We start from the raw sequence: 19,226 nt of genomic DNA on the forward strand, positions 1-19,226 counted from the left end.
GCCCGGCCCTGGGCGGACAGCCCCGAACGCCTCAGGCCGTCGGGAGCTCCGCCAGCTCCGCCAGCACCGCCGCCGTCTCGGCCGGCCGGGAGAACATCGGCCAGTGGCCGGTCAGTACCTCCCGCAGCTCCCATTCCGGACCGCCGAGCGCCGCGAAGTACGGGTGGCCGGCCGCGATCATCGCCCGGACCTGCTCCAGCGGGATGGAGCACGAGATCAGGGCCTTCGGCAGCTTCGCGGCCCGGCCGGCCAGCCGCACCGGCTCGCTGACCGTCCGGGCCGGCTGGTCGGTGGCCAGCTCACGGAACCGGGCCAGCCCGGCCTCGTCGATCCCCTCCACGCCGGCCCCGCCGGAGGCCAGCACGTCCCAGGCCGGCAGCGGGAGCCGCCACCCGTCGACCATGGAGGCCTCCAGCGTCTCGCGGTAGGCCGGCTCCCAGAGGTCGCTCAGCGCGACGCCGTCGTCGAGCGGGCCGGAGTCGACGAAGACGACCCGGCGGATGCGCTCGGGGACCCTGTCGGCCGCGCCGGAGACGGCGATCGTGCCGCCGCTGTGGGCGACCAGCACGACGTCCCGGAGGTCCTCCCCGGTCAGCAGGTCGGTCAGGTCGGCGATGTGGGTCTCCGCGCCGACCTCGGGCGAGGCCTCGCCCGCCCGCTCGGCGAGACCGGGCAGGGTCACCGCATGGACGGTGTGCCCGGCCGCGCGCAGGGGTCCGGCGACCGCGTCCCAGGCCCAACCGCCGAGCCAGAAACCGGGGACGAGTACGAAGGTGCTCATGGTGGATCGGTCCTCTCCGGGCAACTTTGCCGTCAGCACTGTGCCGACGGCCCTTTCCGGCGTTGGCGTTGGCGGCCTTGCTTCCTCGGCGGCCCTGCCGTCCTTGCTTCCCTGCCGTCCTTGCTTCCTTGCGGTGCAAGGCGATCGGCGCACCGACGACGTCACGCTCCGCCCGCCGCCACGCCGACCTCGCTACGCCGACCCTAGGATCGAATCCGGACAGAACACGACCGGATTTACCGGCCGGATCGAAGGAGTGTCGATGGACCACCCGGTCAGCCGTGTCCTCGCCCTGCTGGAGCTGCTCCAGGCCCGGCCCGGCCTCACCGGCGCCGAGCTGGCCGAGCGGCTGGGCGTGGACGAGCGCACGGTGCGCCGGTACGCGGCCAGGCTGGCCGGTCTCGGCATCCCGGTGCAGGCCGACCGCGGCCGCTACGGCGGCTACCGGCTGATGCCCGGCTTCCGGCTCCCCCCGCTGATGCTCACCGGGGACGAGGCGGCCTCCGTCGTGCTCGGGCTGCTGGCCGGGCGCCGCTCGGGGCTGTCGGTGGGGGAGCAGGCCGCCGAGTCGGCGCTCGCCAAGATCCAGCGGGTGCTGCCGCCGACGCTGCGCGAGCGGGTCGCGGCGGTGGAGCAGACGCTCGGGCTGACCTCGGCGCCCGCGGCCGGCCCGAGCCCGGACACGGCCGCGCTGTTCACGCTCGCCGAGGCGGCCCGCCGCCGGCGCCGCGTCCGGCTCGCCTACCGGAACCGCACGGGTGTGGCCGGCGAGCGCGAGTTCGACCCGTACGGGCTGGTCTTCCACTCCGGCCGCTGGTACACCACCGGGCTGGACCACCGCAGCGGCGAGCTGCGCACCTTCCGGCTGGACCGGATCGAGGCCGCCGAGCAGGGCGGGGCCGGCTTCGAACCGCCGGAGGGCTTCGACGCCGTCCAGCGGGTGATGGAGTCGCTGGGCTCGGTGCCGTGGACGCACGAGGTGGAGGTGGTGCTCACGACCACCCTGGCCGAGGCCCGGCACCGCATCCCCCCGACGGCCGGAAGCCTCGCCGAGACCGGGGACGGCCGCGTCCTGCTGCGGGCCCGGGCCCAGGACCTCGCCGGCTGCGCGGTGATGCTGGCCGGCCTCGGCTGGCCGTTCACCGTCCGTACCCCGGACGCCCTGCGCACGGAGGTGCGCGCCCTCGCCGCCCGGCTCACCGGGTGGAGCGAGGACGCGCCCGAGCCCTAGCGTCCTGAGGCCGGTCCGGCCGGCGGTCCGATCCTGCTGAGCCCGGCCCCGTCCCGGCACTCGGCCGGTGCCCGGCCCCCGTCAGTGCACCGCCGGCGCCGGTTCGTCCGCGTCATCCGGCCGCTCGCCGCGCGCGTCCCCCGCTCCGGGCCCGCGCATCAGCCGCTGCGGACGGCGGACCAGCAGGTAGCCGAGGCCCGCCAGGGTGACCAGGCCGACGCCGAGCACGGCGGCCCACACCTGGTACCAGGGCGCGCCGGGCGGCGCGAGGATGGTGCGCGGCCAGCAGATGTTGACCACCTCCAGGCCGGTCCAGAGCACCGCGAGGGCGTTGATCACCGTCCCGGCGCGCCCGTACGAGACGGCGCCGGGCGGCCGCCAGGCGCCGCGCAGCCGGGCCAGCAGGGCGGCCAGGCTGAGCAGGCAGAACGGCAGGAAGGTGGCGGCCGTGCCGAAGGTGATCAGGCTGCCCATCGCGGTGGACTCCGGGGCTGAGACGCCGCGCCGGGCCCACGCCGGGCCCGGTCCACGGGCTCAGGCCGGGCCGGGTGCACGGGCTCACGCCGGGGCTCGCCGCCATGCCTGCCGCACGCATGCCGACGGGCCCGGGGGGCATCGTCACCCCGGGCCTACCGTCGCGGAAACCGTCGGTCCGTCAGATCATCGGACGGAACCCGTCAGACCTCGTGACCGCCGTCCTGCTCCGCCGCCACCTTGCGCTTCACCTCGGCCATGTCCAGCTTCCGGGCCTGACCGATCAGATCCTCGAAGACGGCCTCCGGCAGCGCACCCGCCTGCGAGAACACGAGCACGCCCTCGCGGATGATCGCCAGCGTCGGGATGGACTGGATGCCGAAGGCGGCGGCAAGCTCCTGCTGCGCCTCGGTGTCCACCTTCGCGAAGACGAGGTCCGAGTGGCGCTCGGCGGCCTTCTCGTAGACCGGGGCGAACTGCCGGCACGGGCCGCACCAGGCCGCCCAGAAGTCGATGAAGACGAAATCCTTGCCCTCCTGGCCGGGGACGATCTCGTCGAAGTTCTCCTTGGTCAGCTCGACCGTGCTGCTCATGTCGCGATTCCTGCCCTTCGGGAGGCGGCGGCTCAGGCCATGTGCCCGCGACAACCGCGCCCGCCCGCGCGCTATTCCGAAGAATCTTGGCCGCCCGTTGAGTGCTCCGCCGCTGCCGTCCGTACAGGTGGGTGTCCGCTTCAGCGCGGCGCGCCGGCAGAGGCGCCCGTGCGTGTCCACCGGGGGAGAACACCATGCACAGAAACAGTCGTACCAGCCGGATCGCCGTGCTCGCCGCGTCCGGAATCGCCGCGGCCGCCCTGATCGCCGGCTGCGGGTCGTCCGGCGGCGGCTCCTCGACGTCGTCCGGCTCCGGCTCCACGGCCACCGCACCCGCGATGCCGAGCAGCCCGGCCGGCTCAAGCCCCTCCGGCTCGAGTGCACCGGCCGGCGCCGCCACCCTGCAGACCGCCACCGACCCCAAACTCGGCACCGTCGTCACCGACAGCGCCGGGTTCACCCTCTACCGCTTCGACAAGGACACGGCCAACCCGCCGATGTCCAACTGCAACGGCAACTGCGCCTCGACCTGGCCGCCCGCGCCGGCCAACGGCGCAGTCACCGTCAAGGGCATCGACAGCAAGCTGGTCGGCACCGTCACCCGCGCCGACGGCAGCAAGCAGATCACCCTGAACGGCTGGCCGGCCTACCGCTACGCGCCCGACACGAAGCCCGGCGACACCAAGGGCCAGGGCGTCGGCGGTACCTGGTTCGCCCTGACCCCGACCGGCGCCAAGGCGGGAGCCGGCGCCCCCTCCGGCGGGACGATGCCCAGTACCCCCGGTAGCGGCTACGGCGGTTACTGAGCGGCATCGGGATCGGTATCGATGACAGTCCGGACCGGACGTGGAACTCTCGACCCGGAGGTGCGGGTGCGCGAAGATGGCGTCGTGACCGAGGAGCACCCGGGCGGCGGTGCGGCCGCACGCGGCACCGGCGCACCGGACGAGGACCTCATGCGTGCCCTGTACCAGGAGCACGCGGGGCCGCTGTTCGGCTTCGTGCTCCACCTGGTCGCGGGTGACCGCCAGCGGGCCGAGGACGTCGTCCAGGAGACGCTGGTCCGGGCCTGGCGCAACATCCACCGGCTCGACCCGGAGGCCGGCTCGCTGCGGCCCTGGCTCGTGACGGTGGCGCGGCGGATCGTCATCGACGGTCACCGCAGCAGCCTGGCCCGCCCGCGCGAGGTGGACGCGGCGCCGCTGGAGCTGCTGCCCGCCGAGGACGAACTCGACCGCGCGCTGAGGCTGATGACGATCTCCGAGGCGCTCGGGGACCTGTCGGAGGCGCACCGCCGGGTCATCGTGGCGACCTACCTCATGGGCCGTACGGTCAACGAGGCGGCCGCCGAACTCGGCGTCCCGGCCGGTACCGTACGGTCGCGGGTGTTCTACGCGCTGCGCTCGCTCAAGCTCGCGCTGGAGGAACGGGGAGTGACATCGTGACAACGTCCAAGCCCGGTCCGTCCGGCCCCTCCGACCCCACCGGCCCGTTCGGTCCCACCAGTCCGTTCGGTCCCACCAGTCCGTCCGGTCCCACCGGTCCGTCCGGTCCCACCGGTCCGTCCGGACCGACCGGCCCCGAGCGCGACCACGTCCCGGGTGGCGACCACGTGGACGTCGGCGCGTACGTCCTCGACCTACTCGAACCGGCCGAGCGCGCCGCCTTCGAGGAGCACCTCGCCGACTGCCCCCAGTGCGCCGATCAGGTGGGCGAACTCGGCTTCATGGAACCGCTGCTGGCCGAGTACGCGGCCTCCGCCGAGGCCGCCGGGCTGGACCCGGCCGACCCCGCCCCCCGGCCGGACCCGCTGCTGCTGGACCGGTTGGTCGCCGAGGTCACGGCCGGCCGTCGCCGGGGCAGGGTCCGCCGGCTGGTGCTGGTCGCCGCGGCGGCGGTCATGGTCGTGGCCGGCCCCGCCGTCACGGCCGTGGTGGTCACCGCGGACAACTCGCCGGGTGTCGTCGCCGTCGCCACCCAGCAGTTCTCCGCCACCGACCCGGCCACCGGTGCCCGGGCCACCGTCGGCGTCGACTCCAAGACCTGGGGTAGCCAGATCAGCCTCGAACTCTCGCACGTCCAAGGACCGTTGAGCTGCGACCTGGTTGCCGTCTCGCGCGCCGGCGACCGTCAGACCGTCACCACCTGGAGCGTCCCCGCCGCCGGCTACGGCACCACGGGCGCCGCCCCGGCCGCCCTGCGGACCAGCGGCGGTACCGGGTTCCAGCCCGCCGACATCGACCACTTCGAGATCCGCACCCTCGACGGTGCCACCCTGCTGGTCACCGTCCCGGTTCGCACAGCCTGAGCCGTCCGTCCGCGCGGCGGCCGAGCAGGCTCGAGGCCGCCGCGGGGCCGGGCCAGTGCGGGTTCGGGGTGCCGGCGTCGGTCATGTGGTCGCGGCGCCGGACGCCGGCCCAGCCGGCCCCTGCCACCGGGTCGACGCGGTGCCGCCGCCCACATGGACACGGCCGCAGCACCCGCGCGCAGGCCCGGCACGCCTCGACGAACCCGTGCCCGGTGGACCGCAGCGCCGCCGGCCGCTCGTCCCCGCAGGCGGGGCACCCGGCGAGCGCCGCGCCGTCCAGCAACGCGCCCTGCCGACGGACGTACTCCGGCAGGGTCAGGGGCGGGTGGCAGGTCGGATCGTGCAGCCAGGCGTCGTTCGGGGAGTCCCACCAGCTCGCCTCCCACCAGGCCGGCGGCCCGGTGACGGCCCTGCGGCCCGCCCCCTTCTCGGCCCGCCGCCGCGCCGCGTACCGCTCCGACTGCGCGAGCCGGAGCACGCGTGCCTCGTGCAGTTCCTCGACCGCCCGGACCAGCGCCGGCGGGTCGGCCTCCAGCCTGCGCGGCATCCGCGCGCTCAGCGTCAGGTGGTGGTACGTCGCCCGCAGGCCGTACGGCGCGAACCGGGCCAGGCACGTCCGCAGGGCGGCATGCCGCAGGTGCACCGGCAGGCCGCCGTCGTGGACGAGCCGGCGGTGGGTCAGGAAGCTGGTCACCCGCAGATCATGCCCGGCCGCCCGGGCCGGGTGCTCTCACCGGGGTGTCGCCGCCGCGGCTGACGCGATGCGGGTCAGCGCCCGGGCGCAGAGGTGGGCGAAGAGGCGCTGGCCGAGGGGGAGGAGGGGGCCGGCGAGGTGGGCGTACCAGCTGCCGGGGCGGCTGAAGGCGTTGACGGTGAACCAGACGGCCTTGTCGGGGCCCATCTCGACCAGGAAGGTCTCCTCGCCGACGGCGAGGTGGCCGCGCCGGGTGCCGTAGGCGAAGCCGTAGCGGTCGGGGCCGTCGGCGGTCCAGATGACCCGGCAGGGGGCGGCGGCACGCAGCGGGCCGATGCCGATCGCGCAGAGCACGGCGGCGCCGGGGGCGGCCCGGCCGGCGTCGGCGGTGATGCGGACACCGGCCGCGCGGTGCATCCGCCAGCCGAGGACAGCGGTGCCGGCGGCTTCCAGGGCGGTGCGGCCGTGGCCGATCAGGGCGCGGTGGCGCAGGTGGTTGTAGCCGGCGGGGAGCGGGCGGCCGGGGGTGGTACTGGCGCCGATCTCGGGGTAGTTGAGGTCGGTGGCCGCAGGGGTGGTCATCGTGCGACGTCCTTCGGCAGCGGGAGCGGAACGGGAAGCGGGCGGGGCAGCGGAGCGAGCCGGCGCCAGGCGAGCAGCGAGCAGAGGGCGAAGCCGAGCGCGTTGCCGACGCCGTGGGTGGCGGCCATCCAGGTGAGGGTGGGGTGGGGGAGCCCGGAGGCCTCGCCGAGTGCCCACCAGAGGGCGAGCACCATGGTGGCGGCGAGGACGGCGGAGGCGGTGCCGAGCAGTGCGGCGGTGGTCCGGTCGGGGGTGCGGGTGCGCAGGTCGCGCCAGGTGAGCAGGCCGACCAGCCACATCCCGGTGGTGAGCACGACGGCACCGAGGAGTTCGGCCCAGTCGTCGACGAAGTAGCCGGCCAGGACGAGCAGGGTGCCGAGCGGCACGCTGAGCGCGGCGAACCGGGCTTCGGCGCTGCTCGACCGGGCCCGGCAGACCAGTCCGGCGACGAGCGCGGCGGTGAACCCGGCGTAGTGGAAGTGCGGCACGGTGAGGGCCAGGATGTCGAGGTCGAAGCCGAACAGCCGGTGCCCGGATCGTTCGGCGACCAGGGCGAGCCCGGCCACCGACGGGGTGGCGAGCGCGGTCAGCACGGCGATCTCGGCGGGTGCGAGCGAGCGGGTGCGGGCGAGCCGGAGCGGCGCGTGGGCGGCGACGGCGAGGGTGCCGAGGGCGTAGAGGACGGCGCAGCCGGTGGCGAGGCCGCCGCGCGGCAGCCAGAGCGAGAGGGCGCCGGGGACGGCGGCCATCGGCCAGAGCCGGCGGACGCGGGCGAGGCCGGGCTCGTCGATCAGGGCGAGGCCGAGCGGGATGACGGCACCCATGCCGAGCAGGACCAGGAGGTCGACCAGTTCGGTGGTGCCTGTGCCCATGGCGGCCGCACTCCATCTCTCACTGTTCGCCTGAACCGTCCTGAACGCGTTCAAACCTTGCGCCGGTGACTCTACGCCGCGATGTTGAACGCGTTCAAGTCGCCCCCGGGATGCCGCCCCGCCGCCCTCGTCTGGTGTTCAGGCTGGGTGCGGCGCACCCTGGAGGAGTAACCGCTGGAGGTGATCCGCCATGCAGACTCTTGTCGGTTGGCACATCGAGATGGAGTTCCGCGAGGAGGGGCCGAGGACGGCAGCCGCCGCCCTGCTGCGGCTGGGCGACGGCTCGGAGCTGCGGGCGCACGGCTACACCAGCCGTCACCCGTCGGACCCGGAACAGCTGCGGGTCGGCGAGGAGATCGCGGCCGCCCGCGCGCTCAACGACCTCGCCTCGCAGCTGCTCACCAAGGCCCACGGCGAGATCCAGGAGGTCAGCCCGGTCCCCACCCACCCGCTGACGTGACGACGCCGGACCGCGACGTCGGGCGCGGTGCGTCCGCCGGCCCCGCCGCGTCCACCGGCCCCGCCGCCCCGGAGCCCCGGAGGCCACGCATCCCGCTGATCTGCCCGCGCTGCGGACACGAGCAGCAGGTGGTGCCGGGTGGCCCCGGGCGGGCGGTGAAGGTGGTGCACGTCGGCACCGGCCGGGAGGCCTGCGAGCCGGGCGACCTCGCGAAGGCGCCGGAGAACGGGACCTGACACCGGACGGCGGCCCCGCGCACCCGACGGGACGCGGGGCGGCCGGAGCGCCGGCGCGTACGTGACTGCGCCCGACTGCCCGTCCCCGCGTCTGCCCGTCCCCGCGTCTGCCCGTCCACCCGTGCGAGTCCGCGCGGCGACTCCTCCACGCCTCAGTTCGGGCAGTACGTCGTCGGCAGCTGCCACTCCGGCCCGATCAGCCGCTGCTCCAGCTCGTTGAGCGTGATCCGGATGCCGACCGTCCCGGCCAGCCCGAGCCGGAGGCGGCTGCGGGCCAGGGCGATCAGCGCCACCATGCCGTACTTGTCGATCAGCGAGGCGCGGTAGCGCGCGGTGGCGTCCTCGTCGCAGACGACGGCGTGGGCCGGGAGCTGGCGTCCGGTGGGGCGCCCGTGGGCGTCGCAGGGGCCGACCAGCACCTTCGGGTGGCGCCGGATGCGTTCGGCCTCGCCGGAGTGGGCGGGCGTCCAGATACCGAGCGCCGTACCGTCGGCGACGACCCAGATCGGCGAGCACAACCGGCTGCCGTCCGCGCCGAAGGTGGTGAGCAGGAGGTATCTGCTGTCGGCGAGCACGTCGGTACGGTCGTGCACGATGTCCTCCCTCGTTCCGGGTAGGGCAGGGCCGGTGTCGCCTGTCGTTCCGCGTGCCTGCTGTTTCGCGGCCCGCTGTTCCGTGCGCCAGTCGTTCCGCGTGTCTGTCGTCCTGACACGGGTGCGGGTGTGAGCGCACCGGCCGGGTGGGCGACTCCATTCTCGTCCACCGGGGCCGACAGTTCGAGGGGCTGCGGCCGGTCGTGTTGCGGTGGGCCGGTGCACTTCGGCGGACTTCGGCGGACTTCGGCGGGCGCGGGGGGTGTGCGCCCCGGTGAGCGACACGGGTGAAACGGCGAGCGGCCCGCCCGGTGTCGGAACACCGGACGGGCCGCTTCGCACCCGCGTCGGCCGCGTCGGCCGCGTCGCCCCGAGGTGTCAGTGCACCAGCACCGGCACGTCGTTGCTCTCCGCCGCGCCCGCGCCCGAGCCGGAGGCGGCCGCGGAGTCGCCGGGGCGGCCGGCGTTGATCAGGACGAAGGCGAGCGCGGCGGCCGTCACCAGGATCCCGAAGGACCACCAGATCGCGGTGGAGAAGCCCTGCACCATGCCCTGGAACTGCACCGCCTTGGCCGCGGCCGGGGTGGTCGCGGCGCCCGCGTGGGCGGCCAGCCAGGTGGCGGTGGCGCTGGCGGCGATGGTGTTGAGCAGTGCGGTGCCGATGGCGCCGCCGACCTGCTGCGAGGTGTTGACCATGGCGGACGCCACGCCCGCGTCGCGCGGCTGGACGCCGTGCGTGGCCAGGCTCATCGCCGGCATGAAGGCGGTGCCCATGCCGAGGCCCATCAGGATCAGGCCGGGCAGGATCAGCGCCGGGTACGAGGTGTCCAGGCCGATCTGGGTGAGCAGCAGCATGCCGATCGAGGCGACGAGGAAGCCGGGCGCCATCAGGAAGCGCGCGGGGACCCTCGTCATCAGCCGGGCGCCGATCTGGGTCGAGCCGGTGATCATGCCCGCCACCATAGGCAGGAACGCGACGCCGGTCAGGACCGGGCTGTAGCCGAGCACGATCTGCAGGTAGTAGGTCAGGAACAGGAAGAGACCGAACATGCCGATCACGGCGAGGCCCAGCGACAGGTAGACACCGCCACGGTTTCGGTCCAGGACGACCCGCAGCGGCAGCAGCGGCGCCTTGACCTTCCGCTCGACCATGACGAACGCGGCCAGCAGGAGCGCGGCGGCGACGAACAGGCCGATCGTCACGCCGGAGGACCAGCCGTCCGACTCGGCGCGGGTGAAGCCGTAGACCAGCGAGACCAGACCGAGGGTGACCAGCACCACACCGGGGATGTCCAGCCGGTTGCGGTTGCGGCCCCCGGCGGGCTCACGGATCACCATCACCGCGCCCACCGCCGCGGCGACGGCGAACGGGATGTTGACGAAGAAGGTCCAGCGCCAGTTCATGTACTCGGTCAGCAGGCCGCCGAGTATCAGGCCGATCGCGCCGCCACCACCGGCGATGGCGCCGTAGATGCCGAACGCCTTGGCGCGCTCCTTGGCCTCGGTGAACGTCACGGCCAGCAGCGAGAGCGCGGCCGGCGCGAGCAGTGCGCCGAACACGCCCTGGAGGGCACGGGCGCCGAGCAGCATGGCGGTGTTCGCGGCGGCGCCGCCCAGCGCGGAGGCGAGCGCGAAGCCGGTCAGGCCGACCACGAAGGTGCGCTTGCGTCCCCACAGGTCGGCGATCCGGCCGCCGAACAGCAGCAGGCCACCGAAAGCCAGCGCGTAGGCGGTGATCACCCACTGGCGGTTGCCGTCGGTGATGCCGAGGTCCTTCTGGGCCGACGGCAGGGCGATGTTCACGATGGTGGCGTCGAGGACGACCATCAGCTGGGCGAGCCCGATGAAGATCAGTGCCTTCCAGCGCCTCGGATCGGGCTGCGTGGAGGGCAGGGCATCGGTTTTTGGCATGGGGGTACTCACTTCGCGGTGCGTGGTGTGCGGATCAGGGGCGGTCTGTGGGCGAATGGTCTTCGGCGGCCGGGGTCGCGGATCGGCGCGCGCCGACATGGGCCGGCGCGCGCCGGCGCGGGATCACGGCGGATCGGCGCGGGCGGTCGTCGGTGCTGGTGCTGGTGCTGGTGCTCGGTGCCGGCCGCCGGTGCGGCCGCCGGTGCGGCCGTGGTTCAGTGGTCCGTGTGGAAGTCCTCGAAGGTCGCTGCCCGGCCGGGCAGGGTCGATCGGGCCGGTGCCCGCATGCCGTCCAGGAACAGCTGCAGGTGCCGGTGGACGAACTCCTCCAGGAGCTGGCAGGAGGTGTCCGGCAGCGGGCGGGTGAGCTGGCTCATCGCGATGAACAGGTCACCGTGGTCGACGTCCGGCCGCAGCTCGCCGGCCTGCCGGGCGCGTTCCATCAGGTCGCCCACGGTGGCCGTCAGCCGCAGACGGGCGTCGGTCAGGTCCGGGTCGTTCGGGTCGATCCGGTTGGTGAGGATCGGGCACAGGGCACCGACCTTCTCCGCGACCGTCGCGTGCACGAACCGCTGGAGGGCGTCGAACGGGCCGTCGCTCTCCGCCGACGCCGTCTCGGCGAGGGTCAGGATGCGGTTCTTGACGAGCAGCGCCACCTCGCGGATCAGTGCGGTGCGGTCCGGGAAGTTCCGGTACAGCGTCGCGTTGCCGACGCCCGCCCGCTTCGCGATCTCGTCCAGCGGCGCGTCCGCACCGTGCTCGACGAAGGCGTCACGTGCCGCCATGACGATCCGCTCACGGTTACGGGTCGCGTCCGCACGCAGCTTGGGCGTACGGACGGGCCCCGCGCTGCGGACCGGCGTGACGGCGGCGGTGCTGCTCACTGCGTGCTCCTCCCAGCATACCGGGGATGTTTTCCCCGCTTAGGCCTACGTAGGAGCAAACGGGGATTCAGTCCCCGGAAATTTCATCTTCGGATGTGACCTGCATCACATCTCGGCGGCGGGCCGGACGAGGATGCCGCCGCCGAGCGGATGCGGTCCGGCTGCCTGCGGGCGCTGCAGACCACCCTCGCGCTGGCCCGCGAGGCGGTCCGGTCCGCAGGGTGAGCCGGGCGCGTGTGTCGGGCCGGCGCCGCGTCGCGGGCCGGACCGCCCGACGGGCGGGGTGGCGGGCCATGCCGGGCGGCGGTTCAGCCGAGGCCGGCGGTGTACCGGCCGGTGCGCGGATACCAGGCGTGGTCGCCCGCCAGCCAGTCCTTCAGGCCATCGGCGAAGGCTGCCACCACCCGGTATCCCTCCGGGCCGAACTCATCGGCCAGCTTGGGGAGCTCCTCGCGGATGAGCCGGTCGAAGCAGTCCAGCCGGGCGTTCATCAGATCGCCCACGGTGTCGACGGCGGTCTGAAGCGGGCAGTGCAGGAAGCGCTGGAACACCGGGACGGCGTTGTTCAACTCGCCCTCCAGCTCCGTCTCCTTGCGGTGGGAGTAGAGGTCGTTGCGCAGGTCCACGTTGTCGGCGAAGGCGTCGATCAGGGCAGACACGATCGGGTGTCCGAGCAGCTGCGGCGGCAGGTCCTGCCCCGAGGCGTGCAGCGGCAGCACGGTGGAGAGCGGGGTGCCGGCGGTGCGGCGGCGCATCTGGAGGTACTCGACCGGGTCGGGGATGCGTCCGCGCAGATTGTTGGCCAGCTCCCAGAGGTTGGCGGCGGCGAAGTCCAGTGCGGCGTCCCGCAGCCGGCGGCGGAGCCCGGCGGGGAGCGCGGGCGCGGAGCGGGTCCAGACGTCGGCGAGTGCGGCCTCCACCGGGTGCTGCGGGGCCGGGGCGGCGGCGGAGCCCAGTGGCATGCAGGCGGCGAGACGCGTCACGAAGCGCTGCGCGCCCGGCTCGTCGGCGGCCGCCTTGTACCGGAGGAAGTGGTCGTCGACCGCGAAGGCCCAGACGTTCCAGTCGCCGACCAGCAGCAACTCCTCGCGGGACAGGTCCGGTTGGGTGAGTGCGGTGAACAGTGCCAGTTCGAGGAGATCGAAGTGCTCCCGGCCCCAGACGCCGTCCGGCCCGGTCAGGCCGGTCCGTTCGGCCCATTCGGCCGCGCGCTCGCGGGCCGCCTCCAGGTGCGGGTTCATGCGGACCGGGTAGGGCATGACGAAGGCGGGCGGGCATGGCTGCAGGCCCGTGGCCGCGTGCGGGCGGGCCAGGGCGGCGATCGCACGCTGCGCCGAGTGGCCGAGGCCTGCGGGCAGGCCGGTGAAGACGCCGGGCAGGGCCGGCGTGCGGGTGGTCATCGCTGGTGGGACCCTTCCCCTCGGGTGATCACCAGCCTGGCGTAGGTCCGCACCCTGTGGAAGGCGGTACCCGGCGGTTCACCCTCCCGGGGGACGCCGCGCGCCGTTCAGGCCACGGCCGGTCGGCGCAGCGGGATCTCGAAGTGCACCGTGGCGACGCCCGGGCCGTGTTCACCGCTCGGGCGGGCGTCGTAGACCTCCTCGGCGAGGCTGCGCCAGAACGCCTCGGCGCCCGCGACCGCGGTGTTGGTGTGCAGGCAGAGCCGCTCGTAGCCGCCTTCGGTGGCAGCGAACTCGCAGGCGCGGCGGACCAGTTCGCGGGCCAGTCCGTGCCGTCGGTGCTCGGCCCGGACGTACACCCGGACCAGCTGCGCGGTGGTGCCCGAGGGGTAGCGCTCGACCAGTTCGCGGGGGTGCGGCGGGTGGACGGGCCCGGTCGAGTGCAGCGCGGTGGTGGCGACCACCTCGCCGTGGTGGGCGGCGACCAGCAGGGCGTGCCGGGGGTGGTCGAGGTAATGGCCCTGGAGGTCGACCACGTCCGCATGCCAGTCGGGGACGTAGCCGTAGCCGAACTCGCGGTAGAAGGTGTCCAGGATCAGCCGGCGCGCGCCCGGCACGTCGCCGGGGAGAGCATGCCTGATCTGGTAAGTATTTTGACGATCCATCAGGACGGCTCCGCGGGTCGGGAGGGGGTGGGTGCCTGCGAGCCTACATGGAAACGACTTTCATCTGGAGCTTCGACGGGTGTCGCCCGCGAGCGTGTTGAAAATGAAAACTAATGCCGTTACCTTCTCCCTCGGCACGTCGGACCGGCCTGCCGCCGCCGTCGAGAGGGAGACCTGTGGCGCACCTGCTGGTGATCGAGAGCTGGGTCGGCTCCATGAGCGGGCTGCTGCCCCGGGCGTTGGGGGAGGGCGGCCACCGCTTCACCTTCCTCACCCGTGACCTGCACCACTATCTGCGAGCTGCCCCCGCCGCCGCCCCGCATCCCCTGCTCGCCGCCGAGAACATCCTGACCGCCGACACCAACGACCCGGCCGTCCTCCTCCCGTACGCCGGGCGGCTGCACGAGCTGCTCGGCTTCGACGGGGTGCTCTCCTCCTGCGACTACTACCTGCCGCTGGTCGCGCGGGTCGCCCACCGGCTCGGGCTGCCCGGTCCGGCCCCGGAGGCCGTCACCGCCGCCTGCCGCAAGGACCTCACCCGGCGCGCACTCGCCGGGGCCGGTGTCCCCGGGCCCGCGTACGCGCTCTGCGCCGACCGCGGGCAGGCGCTCGCCGCCGCCCGGGCGATCGGCTTCCCGCTGGTGGTCAAGCCGGTCGACCTCTGCGCCGGGATGCTCGTCCGGGAGGTCGCCGACGAGCACGAACTGCACGCCGCGCTCCGGGCGTTGGCCGCGTTCGCGGTCAATGCGCGGGGGCAGCGCCGGGTGCCCGTGGTGCTGCTGGAGGAGCTGCTGACCGGGCCCGAGGTCAGCGTCGAGACCGTCTCCGCCGATGGTGCGGTGCACGTCGTCGGGGTCACCGACAAGAGCGTCGGAGGGGCCCCGGCCTTCATCGAGACCGGCCACATGTACCCCGCCGCGCTCGACCGGGCCGCCGCAACGGCCGCCGCCGACACCGCCGTTGCCGCGCTGGTCGCGCTCGGCCTGGACCAGGTCGTCGCGCACACCGAGATCAAGCTCACCCCGGCCGGGCCCCGGGTGGTGGAGGTCAACCCGCGGCCGGCCGGCAACCGGATCACCGAGCTGGTCCGGCGGGTCACCGGCGTCGACCTCGCCGCCGCCTGCGTGGACGTTGCCCTCGGCCGCCGGCCCGACCTGACCGTCCACCCCACCGGGGTAGCCAGCGCCGCGATCGCCTTCCTGGTCCCCGGGGAGGGGGCGTCCGGACAGTTGGACGGTTTCGACGGCGAGGCGGCCGTCCGGCGCGACCCGGCCGTGGTCGAGCTGACACTCGCCGGGCCCGGCCGCGACGTGCGGCCCGCCACCAGCAACAACGAGTACCTCGGACACGTGATGACCGCCGACACCGTCGGTGCCGGGGCCCGCCGCGACGCCGAGCGACTGCTCGCCGCGCTGGTGCCCCGGTACGCCGGCGACGCGGGCCCCGCCGCGGACCGTCCCGCCGGTGCGGCGGCGGTCCCCGCGTGACCGCCGTCGCCGGCGGTGGCGCGGGTGCCCCGGCCGCCGCCCCTGCCCTCACCGCCGTCCCCGGGAACGCCCCGGCCGTCGCCCCCGGTGGCGCGTTGGAGCTGATCACCGAACGGGCCCGCGCCGGCGCGTACGGGCCCGACCCGGCCGAGCAGCGGATCGCCCTCGCCTTCACCACCGCCCAGGCCGTCCGGCACCCCGGCCGAGCCCGGGGCTACCGCAACGAGGTGCTCGGCCTGCGCCTCGGCGCCGCTGTCGGCTCCTGCGCCGTCGAACCCGGCGAACTGCCCGCGGACGCGCTCACCGACTCCGTCGGTGCCACCGTCGACGACCTGCTCGGCCACCCGCTCACCCCCGTCCGGGTCGCCGCCCTCGACGCCTACCTGATGCACTGCCGCCCGCACACCCCGGCCCACGGGGCCCGGCCGGTGACCGTCCCGGCCGGCGGGTCGCTGCAGAAGTCCCGCGCCCGCGCCCGCGCCGTCGCCGGGCTGCTCCCGCTCGCCGCGGTGCGCCGGGTCCTGGTCGTCGGCGTGGTCAACTCCCTGCTGGAGCAGCTCCGTTCGAGTGGAGTCGAGTACGTTCCGTGCGACCTCAAGGGTGGCACCACCGAGTGGGGCGAGCCGGTGGAGGCCGACGCCCGCGCCCGGCTGGACGACTGCGACGCGATCCTCGCCTCCGGCATGACCCTCGGCAACGGCACGATCGACCCGCTGCTCACCCACGCCCGCGCCACCGGCAAACCGCTGGTGCTGTTCGCCCAGACCGGCAGCGCCGTCCTCCCGCGCCTGCTCGGCCACGGCGTGAGCGCCGTCAGCGCCGAGCCGTACCCCTTCTTCTGGCTCGACGGCGGCCCCACCGTCCTCCATCTGTACGGGGGAGACCGGCCCGGGGGAGGGCCGCGCGGGGAAGGCCTCCGCGGGGGAGGGTCGCACCGCGAGGGCCGGGCGGCGGGAGGCGGTGCCGGGTGACCGCGCTGCTCGCCTCGGCCGCCGTCGGCAATCCCGACCTGCTGTCGCTGCTCGGCCGCACCCCGCTGGCCCGGATCAGCACGCCGCTACCGGACCCGCACCCCGGCTTCTGGGCCAAGCTGGAGGGCCTCGCCGCGGGCGGCATGAAGGCCCGATCCGCCGTCGCCATGCTCCGCGGCGCCCACGCGCGCGGCGAACTCCGGCCCGGTGCCACGGTGGTGGAGTCCACGTCGGGCACCCTCGGCATCGGCCTGGCTTTCGCCGGACAGGCCCTCGGGCACCCGGTCGTCCTGGTCGGCGACGCCGAACTCGAACCGTCCATGCGGCAGTTGCTCCGCTCGTACGGCGCCCGGCTGGAACTGGTCGACCGGCCCGCCCGGCGCGGCGGCTGGCAGGCCGCCAGGCTCGCCCGGCTGCGGGCCGTCCTGGACCAACTCCCCGACGCCTACTGGCCGGACCAGTACAACAACCCCGACAACGCGGCCGGCTACCGGGCGATGGCCCAGGAGCTGGTCGGCGAACTCGACCACCTGGACGTCCTGGTGTGCAGCGTCGGAACCGGCGGCCACAGCGCCGGTCTGGCCGAACCGCTCCGGCGCCGCTGGCCGGCGCTGCGGATCATCGGCGTCGACTCGGTCGGCTCCGCCATCTTCGGCCAGCCGGCCCGCCCCCGGCTGATGCGCGGCCTCGGCAGCTCCATCCACCCGCGCAACGTCGCCCACCAGGCCTTCGACGAGATCCACTGGGTCGGCCCGGCCGAGGCGGTCGACACCTGCCGGCGGCTGTCCCGCGGCGCCTTCGTCAGCGGCGGCTGGAGCACCGGCGCGGTCGCCCTGGTCGCCGCCTGGGCCGCCCGCGTCCACCCGGGCGCCACCGTCGCCACCGTCTTCCCCGACGGTCCGCACCGCTACCTGGGCACCGTCTACGACGACGCCTTCTGTCACCGGCACGGCCTGGAGCCGGAGCGCGCCGCGCTGCGGCCGATCGAGATCCCGCACCCGGCGGCCGTCGAGGTCTCCGGCTGGGCCCGCTGCCGCACCGCCCGGCCGGGCCGCGCCGGCCCGGCGGAGCGCCGGGCCGAACCTGACCGGACCGACCGCCGGAGCCGCCCCGAGGAGTACCGATGAGGCTCGACGTCCGCACCGTCCGGCTCCGGCTCACCGAGCCGCTGCGGATCTCCCGCTCGGTGACCGTCGAGCGCGACGCCGTCCAGTTCGCCGTGCGCCACGGCGGCCTGACCGGCCACGGCGAGGCCGTCAGCAGCGCCTACCTGCGGCTTCCCGCCGATCTGATCCGCCGCGAGGCCGACGGACTCCGGCCGGACCTCGAACGTCACCCGGACCCGGAGACCGCCCTGGTCGAACTCCAGCGCGGCGCCGCCCCGTTCAAGGGCCTGCCGGCCGGGGTGCTGGCCGCGGTCGAGGCCGCCCTGCTCGACCTGGTCGGCAAGCGGGCCGGCGCGCCCGTCCACCAACTCCTCGGCCGGATTGCCCCGGTGGTCGCCGCCACCGCCCGCACCATCGGCATCGAGCCGCCCGTCCGCGCCGCCGTCCAGGCCTCCCGGCTCGCCGCAGCGGGCTTCGACGTGCTCAAGATCAAGGCGGGCACGGCGGACCCGGCCGAGGACCTCGCCCGGGTCCGGGCCGTCCGCGAGAGCGCCCCCGGCGCCCGGCTGCTGCTCGACCCCAACGGCGCCTGGACGGAGGACCAGGCGCACCGGCTGCTCCCGGTCTTCGCCGCGGCCGGCGTCGAGGCCGTAGAACAGCCGATCGCGCCGGGCCGCCCCGCCGTCCTGGCCGCCCTCGCCGAACGCTCCCCGATCCCGGTGATCGCCGACGAGGACGCCGTCGGCTACGAGGACGTCTGCCGGCTCGCCGGGCGGGTGCACGGGGTCAACCTCAAGCTCGCCAAGTGCGGCGGCGTCCACCAGGTGCTGCGCATCCAGGCCGCTCTGCACGGCAGTGGCACCGAACTGATGCTCGGCTGCCTCGCCGCCAGCTCGCTCGGCATCGCCCCGGCCGTCCACCTCGCCGACCGGGCCCGCTGGATCGACCTCGACGGGCACCTGCTGCTCGCCCACGACCCCTGGCAGGGCATCGGCGGCACCGACGGCACCGTCCGCACACCGGACCGGGCCGGGCTCGGCGTGCTGCCGGCGCCGACGCTCACGCCGGGGCCGACGCCGGGGCCGGGGCCCGTCGGGGGAGCGCGCCCCGCGTTCGGCGCCCGCCCCGCCCCCGCCCGCCCACTCCCCAGCGAGGCCCGATGAACGGCAGCAACCTGCTCACCGACACCCCCGAGCTCTACGAACTGCGCTTCCCCGACCCGGGGTTCACCGCCGCCCGGTGGGCCGAGTCGGTGCTCCGCGCGTACGGCGCCGGGGCCGATCTGCTCGACCTCGGCTGCGGCACCGGCCGGGACGCCGCATGGCTGCACCGCGCCGCCGGCCGCACCGTCACCGGCCTGGACAGCTCGGAGGCGATGATCGAGCACGCCCGCGCCCGCCACCCCGGGCCCGCGTACCACGTCGGCGACATGCGGACCTTCCGGCTACCCGGCCGCTTCGACGCCGTGCTCTGCCTGGACAGCGCGCTGCTCTACTGCCACACCAACGACGACCTCGACGCCCTGTGCGGCCGGCTCCGCCACCACCTGCGCGCGGGCGGACTCCTGGTCGCCGAGATGCGCAACGGCGCCTTCTTCCTCGGCCGCACCGAACTCCTCGACACCCCGCGCACCGACACCGTCATCCGCGACGGCACCACCTTCACCTCCCGCACCACGCTGCGGATCGACCACCCGGCCCAACTGCTGTGCCGCACCAGGACCTGGACCAGCGACGACGGCGCCCCGGCCGTCACGCAGCACTCCGCCTGGCGGCTGCTCTTCCCGCAGGAGCTGCGCTACCTGCTCGCCGCCAACGGCTTCACCGTCCTCGCCCTCTACGACCGGCCCGGCCCGCGCACCGACCCGTGCTGGGCCGACGGCGCCCCGGCCGCCGACACCGCCGACGACGACCGGCTGCACGTGGTCGCCCGGCTCGACGCCCCTACAGGAAAGCGAAGTTGACCGGATGGCCCGTCC

At 74.8% G+C, this 19,226-nt stretch carries 22 protein-coding genes; 11 read left to right on the forward strand and 11 right to left on the reverse strand.

What is annotated here, in order from left to right; translation table 11 throughout:
* Positions 1-31: 31 nt before the first annotated feature.
* Positions 32-781, reverse strand: a complete 750-nt coding sequence (locus OG286_RS30205; protein ID WP_396319066.1) for an alpha/beta fold hydrolase — start codon at positions 779-781, stop codon at positions 32-34.
* A 262-nt stretch (positions 782-1,043) separates the two neighbouring features.
* On the opposite strand from OG286_RS30205, the gene OG286_RS30210 reads away from it, so the two are divergent.
* Positions 1,044-2,012: a helix-turn-helix transcriptional regulator gene (locus OG286_RS30210; RefSeq protein ID WP_396319065.1), complete on the forward strand. Its 969-nt coding sequence runs from the start codon at positions 1,044-1,046 to the stop codon at positions 2,010-2,012.
* A gap of 81 nt (positions 2,013-2,093) precedes the next feature.
* Here the strand turns inward: OG286_RS30210 and OG286_RS30215 are convergent, their stop codons facing one another.
* Positions 2,094-2,486 carry a hypothetical protein gene (locus OG286_RS30215; RefSeq protein ID WP_396319064.1) on the reverse strand — a complete coding sequence of 131 codons (393 nt, stop codon included), beginning with the start codon at positions 2,484-2,486 and terminating at the stop codon, positions 2,094-2,096.
* Between the two features lie 203 nt (positions 2,487-2,689).
* Positions 2,690-3,079: a thioredoxin gene (gene trxA / locus OG286_RS30220; protein WP_396319063.1), complete on the reverse strand. Its 390-nt coding sequence runs from the start codon at positions 3,077-3,079 to the stop codon at positions 2,690-2,692.
* Positions 3,080-3,273: 194 nt separating this feature from the next.
* Between trxA and OG286_RS30225 the strand changes: the two genes are divergently transcribed.
* From OG286_RS30225 to OG286_RS30235, 3 genes are read left to right on the forward strand one after another with little or no spacing between them, the layout of a single operon-like run.
* Positions 3,274-3,885 (forward strand): hypothetical protein, encoded by a 612-nt coding sequence (locus OG286_RS30225; RefSeq protein ID WP_396319062.1) that lies wholly within the window; start codon positions 3,274-3,276, stop codon positions 3,883-3,885.
* A gap of 21 nt (positions 3,886-3,906) precedes the next feature.
* Positions 3,907-4,524 (forward strand): sigma-70 family RNA polymerase sigma factor, encoded by a 618-nt coding sequence (locus tag OG286_RS30230; RefSeq protein ID WP_396319061.1) that lies wholly within the window; start codon positions 3,907-3,909, stop codon positions 4,522-4,524.
* The gene (locus OG286_RS30235) at positions 4,521-5,387 is read left to right on the forward strand and encodes a zf-HC2 domain-containing protein (RefSeq protein WP_396319060.1); all 867 of its coding nucleotides are present in this window, start codon (positions 4,521-4,523) and stop codon (positions 5,385-5,387) included. Before OG286_RS30230 ends, OG286_RS30235 begins: the two co-directional genes overlap by 4 nt.
* Here OG286_RS30235 and OG286_RS30240 read toward each other — a convergent pair.
* From OG286_RS30240 to OG286_RS30250, 3 genes are read right to left on the reverse strand one after another with little or no spacing between them, the layout of a single operon-like run.
* Entirely contained in the window at positions 5,362-6,081 is a 720-nt protein-coding gene (locus OG286_RS30240) for a hypothetical protein (RefSeq protein WP_396319059.1), read from the reverse strand. The two genes, OG286_RS30235 and OG286_RS30240, sit on opposite strands and share 26 nt — an antisense overlap.
* A gap of 36 nt (positions 6,082-6,117) precedes the next feature.
* Positions 6,118-6,663, reverse strand: coding sequence for a DUF1990 family protein (locus OG286_RS30245; RefSeq protein WP_396319058.1), 546 nt, complete (start codon positions 6,661-6,663; stop codon positions 6,118-6,120).
* On the reverse strand, positions 6,660-7,535 hold the full coding sequence (locus tag OG286_RS30250) for a YndJ family protein (RefSeq protein WP_396319057.1): 876 nt from the start codon (positions 7,533-7,535) through the stop codon (positions 6,660-6,662). Before OG286_RS30250 ends, OG286_RS30245 begins: the two co-directional genes overlap by 4 nt.
* 190 nt (positions 7,536-7,725) lie before the next feature.
* Between OG286_RS30250 and OG286_RS30255 the strand changes: the two genes are divergently transcribed.
* Together OG286_RS30255 and OG286_RS30260 are read left to right on the forward strand one after the other, a co-directional pair.
* The gene (locus tag OG286_RS30255; RefSeq protein ID WP_396319056.1) at positions 7,726-7,995 is read left to right on the forward strand and encodes a DUF1876 domain-containing protein; all 270 of its coding nucleotides are present in this window, start codon (positions 7,726-7,728) and stop codon (positions 7,993-7,995) included.
* Positions 7,992-8,231 carry a hypothetical protein gene (locus OG286_RS30260; protein WP_396319055.1) on the forward strand — a complete coding sequence of 80 codons (240 nt, stop codon included), beginning with the start codon at positions 7,992-7,994 and terminating at the stop codon, positions 8,229-8,231. Before OG286_RS30255 ends, OG286_RS30260 begins: the two co-directional genes overlap by 4 nt.
* 152 nt (positions 8,232-8,383) lie before the next feature.
* On the opposite strand, the gene OG286_RS30265 is transcribed toward OG286_RS30260, so the two are convergent.
* From OG286_RS30265 to OG286_RS30285, 5 genes are all read right to left on the reverse strand, one after another.
* Positions 8,384-8,824, reverse strand: coding sequence for a PPOX class F420-dependent oxidoreductase (locus OG286_RS30265; protein ID WP_396319054.1), 441 nt, complete (start codon positions 8,822-8,824; stop codon positions 8,384-8,386).
* A gap of 378 nt (positions 8,825-9,202) precedes the next feature.
* Positions 9,203-10,735 carry an MFS transporter gene (locus OG286_RS30270; protein ID WP_396319053.1) on the reverse strand — a complete coding sequence of 511 codons (1,533 nt, stop codon included), beginning with the start codon at positions 10,733-10,735 and terminating at the stop codon, positions 9,203-9,205.
* Between the two features lie 215 nt (positions 10,736-10,950).
* Positions 10,951-11,619 (reverse strand): TetR/AcrR family transcriptional regulator, encoded by a 669-nt coding sequence (locus OG286_RS30275; RefSeq protein ID WP_396319052.1) that lies wholly within the window; start codon positions 11,617-11,619, stop codon positions 10,951-10,953.
* Positions 11,620-11,927: 308 nt separating this feature from the next.
* Positions 11,928-13,019 carry a hypothetical protein gene (locus OG286_RS30280; protein ID WP_396319051.1) on the reverse strand — a complete coding sequence of 364 codons (1,092 nt, stop codon included), beginning with the start codon at positions 13,017-13,019 and terminating at the stop codon, positions 11,928-11,930.
* A gap of 107 nt (positions 13,020-13,126) precedes the next feature.
* Positions 13,127-13,684 (reverse strand): GNAT family N-acetyltransferase, encoded by a 558-nt coding sequence (locus OG286_RS30285; protein ID WP_396319050.1) that lies wholly within the window; start codon positions 13,682-13,684, stop codon positions 13,127-13,129.
* A gap of 176 nt (positions 13,685-13,860) precedes the next feature.
* Between OG286_RS30285 and OG286_RS30290 the strand changes: the two genes are divergently transcribed.
* From OG286_RS30290 to OG286_RS30310, 5 genes are all read left to right on the forward strand, one after another.
* Positions 13,861-15,171 carry an ATP-grasp domain-containing protein gene (locus tag OG286_RS30290; protein WP_396319049.1) on the forward strand — a complete coding sequence of 437 codons (1,311 nt, stop codon included), beginning with the start codon at positions 13,861-13,863 and terminating at the stop codon, positions 15,169-15,171.
* A gap of 95 nt (positions 15,172-15,266) precedes the next feature.
* Positions 15,267-16,142: a Rossmann-like domain-containing protein gene (locus OG286_RS30295; RefSeq protein WP_396319631.1), complete on the forward strand. Its 876-nt coding sequence runs from the start codon at positions 15,267-15,269 to the stop codon at positions 16,140-16,142.
* Positions 16,139-17,269: a PLP-dependent cysteine synthase family protein gene (locus OG286_RS30300; protein ID WP_405359376.1), complete on the forward strand. Its 1,131-nt coding sequence runs from the start codon at positions 16,139-16,141 to the stop codon at positions 17,267-17,269. Before OG286_RS30295 ends, OG286_RS30300 begins: the two co-directional genes overlap by 4 nt.
* The gene (locus tag OG286_RS30305) at positions 17,266-18,411 is read left to right on the forward strand and encodes a dipeptide epimerase (protein WP_405365905.1); all 1,146 of its coding nucleotides are present in this window, start codon (positions 17,266-17,268) and stop codon (positions 18,409-18,411) included. The genes OG286_RS30300 and OG286_RS30305 overlap by 4 nt, the downstream gene beginning before the upstream one ends.
* On the forward strand, positions 18,408-19,211 hold the full coding sequence (locus OG286_RS30310) for a class I SAM-dependent methyltransferase (protein WP_405359372.1): 804 nt from the start codon (positions 18,408-18,410) through the stop codon (positions 19,209-19,211). The genes OG286_RS30305 and OG286_RS30310 overlap by 4 nt, the downstream gene beginning before the upstream one ends.
* The last annotated feature ends 15 nt before the right edge of the window (positions 19,212-19,226 follow it).

Origin of the sequence: Kitasatospora sp. NBC_00039 (assembly GCF_045160625.1) — a bacterium.
Classification (GTDB): Bacteria; Actinomycetota; Actinomycetes; order Streptomycetales; family Streptomycetaceae; genus Kitasatospora.

What these genes read in the sequence shown, in the direction of transcription:
- OG286_RS30205 (WP_396319066.1), bottom strand. Translation starts at nt 781, where the DNA reads ATGAGCACCTTCGTACTCGTCCCCGGTTTCTGGCTCGGCGGTTGGGCC.
- OG286_RS30210 (WP_396319065.1), top strand. Translation starts at nt 1,044, where the DNA reads ATGGACCACCCGGTCAGCCGTGTCCTCGCCCTGCTGGAGCTGCTCCAG.
- OG286_RS30215 (WP_396319064.1), bottom strand. Translation starts at nt 2,486, where the DNA reads ATGGGCAGCCTGATCACCTTCGGCACGGCCGCCACCTTCCTGCCGTTC.
- trxA (WP_396319063.1), bottom strand. Translation starts at nt 3,079, where the DNA reads ATGAGCAGCACGGTCGAGCTGACCAAGGAGAACTTCGACGAGATCGTC.
- OG286_RS30225 (WP_396319062.1), top strand. Translation starts at nt 3,274, where the DNA reads ATGCACAGAAACAGTCGTACCAGCCGGATCGCCGTGCTCGCCGCGTCC.
- OG286_RS30230 (WP_396319061.1), top strand. Translation starts at nt 3,907, where the DNA reads ATGACAGTCCGGACCGGACGTGGAACTCTCGACCCGGAGGTGCGGGTG.
- OG286_RS30245 (WP_396319058.1), bottom strand. Translation starts at nt 6,663, where the DNA reads ATGACCACCCCTGCGGCCACCGACCTCAACTACCCCGAGATCGGCGCC.
- OG286_RS30250 (WP_396319057.1), bottom strand. Translation starts at nt 7,535, where the DNA reads ATGGGCACAGGCACCACCGAACTGGTCGACCTCCTGGTCCTGCTCGGC.
- OG286_RS30255 (WP_396319056.1), top strand. Translation starts at nt 7,726, where the DNA reads ATGCAGACTCTTGTCGGTTGGCACATCGAGATGGAGTTCCGCGAGGAG.
- OG286_RS30270 (WP_396319053.1), bottom strand. Translation starts at nt 10,735, where the DNA reads ATGCCAAAAACCGATGCCCTGCCCTCCACGCAGCCCGATCCGAGGCGC.
- OG286_RS30280 (WP_396319051.1), bottom strand. Translation starts at nt 13,019, where the DNA reads ATGACCACCCGCACGCCGGCCCTGCCCGGCGTCTTCACCGGCCTGCCC.
- OG286_RS30285 (WP_396319050.1), bottom strand. Translation starts at nt 13,684, where the DNA reads ATGGATCGTCAAAATACTTACCAGATCAGGCATGCTCTCCCCGGCGAC.
- OG286_RS30305 (WP_405365905.1), top strand. Translation starts at nt 17,266, where the DNA reads ATGAGGCTCGACGTCCGCACCGTCCGGCTCCGGCTCACCGAGCCGCTG.
- OG286_RS30310 (WP_405359372.1), top strand. Translation starts at nt 18,408, where the DNA reads ATGAACGGCAGCAACCTGCTCACCGACACCCCCGAGCTCTACGAACTG.